General features: G+C 75.0%; 2 protein-coding genes. Both read right to left on the bottom strand.

All coding sequences use genetic code 11. The annotated features are described in order from the left end of the window. Window positions 1-818: serine/threonine-protein kinase (locus tag H5J29_RS32125; RefSeq protein ID WP_181784674.1), on the bottom strand; the 818-nt coding region annotated here is incomplete at its 3' end. 51 nt (window positions 819-869) lie between these two features. Continuing rightward, the coding region (locus tag H5J29_RS32130; protein ID WP_181784675.1) for a DUF8017 domain-containing protein at window positions 870-1,564 on the bottom strand (695 nt) is incomplete at its 5' end.

Consider the following 1,564-nt stretch of genomic DNA (forward strand, 5'->3'; position numbering starts at 1 on the left):
AGTGTCGGGGTCGACCAGGGCTCCGTCACCCGCCCGATCACCGGGGTGGCCATCCCGCGGGCGACGACGTCGTCGAGCGCCTCGGGCACCTCCGCCCGGCCGACCACGGGGATCGGCATGTGGAGGTGCGCGTGCATGAGCGTGGGCAGGTCGCCCGCGTACGGCGCCTTCCCGCTCAGGGCCTGGTGCAGCACGCAGGCGAGGGCGTAGACGTCCACCCGCGGGTCCGCGGGCACGCCGTGGAAGCGTTCCGGGGCGAGGTAGGCGACCGACCCGGGGACGGTGCCGCTGCGGGTGAGCTGCTCGCCGCCGTCGGACATCCCGGTGGAGCTGGCGATGCCGAAGTCGAACAGGTACGCGAACACCGAGCCGGGGTCCACCGGCTCCTTCACGCCCGCGAGCAGGATGTTCGACGGCTTGACATCCCGGTGGACCATGCCCTCGGCGTGCGCGGCGTCGAGCGCGGAGGCGATCTGGCCGACCACGGAGACGGCGGCGGCGGGCGGCAGCGGGCCGTGGTCGGCGATCCAGCTGCCGAGGTCACTGCCCTCGACCAGCCGCATGTCCAGGTAGAGCCGACCCTCGATCTCGCCGAAGCGGTGGATGGGGACCACGTGCGGGTCCCGCAGCCGTGCCGCGGCCCGGCACTCGCGGCGGAAGCGCTCGGTGTACTCGGGGTCGTCGGCCAGGTGCGGGGGCAGCACCTTGAGCGCGACCTCGCGGTCGGTCTCGGTGTCGAAGGCGCGGTAGACCTCCCCCATCCCGCCGCGACCGAGCAGCTCCTCGATCGTGTACGGGCCGAACGTGCTGCCCTCCAACCCCGCCTCCTCACCTGTTCCGACGGGTTATCGTCTCGACCACGCCCGGGGTTAACCGGCGCTCTCGAGGATCTCTGTGACGACGCCCGGATCCGGGATCGGGGAGTCCGCGGGACCGCCCACGGTGTCCACGTTCGCGACCAGCAGGGCCGTGCCGCCGCCCTCGACCGGCACCGCGAGCACCCCGACCGTGCCGCGGGTGGCGAGGCAGCCGTCGTCGAACGCGGTGGTCACGGTGGCCTCGACGACCGCGCCGGTGGCCCCGCCGACCGTGACGGTCCGCGGCGGCGCGAGTGCGACCTGCGGGACGTGTCCGGCGGTGTCGGTGTAGAAGGAGCGTCCGAGCTGGTCGGCGAACTGCTCCGCGACCTCGGCGACCGCCGAGTCGGTGCGCACCAGCGTGCTGGTCGCGGTGCCGCGCTTGTAGCCGTCGCCGCGGCAGCTGTAGGAGGGGGCGTCGGCGCCGCCGGTGAACGTGACGCCGAGGGTGCGGGCGGCCTGGCCGTCGACCGGTGTCCAGTCGGCGGGGACGGCGTAGCGCAGGTACGGGGTCTCGACGGCCCGGTACCCCTCCGGCACCGACGGGCCCAGCGCGCGGACGACGAGCCAGACCCCGCCGCCGAGGACCGCCACGACCAGCACGATCACCGCGGAGAGCCCGGCGATCCAGCGCCCGGTGTGCTCGGGGCGGCGGCGGCGGCGGCGGTGGCGGCGGCGGCGGCGGCGGCGGGACCGAAACCCCCCCC

The sequence above is a fragment of the Pseudonocardia pini genome, from assembly GCF_013870575.1.
Lineage (GTDB): Bacteria > Actinomycetota > Actinomycetes > Mycobacteriales > Pseudonocardiaceae > Pseudonocardia > Pseudonocardia pini.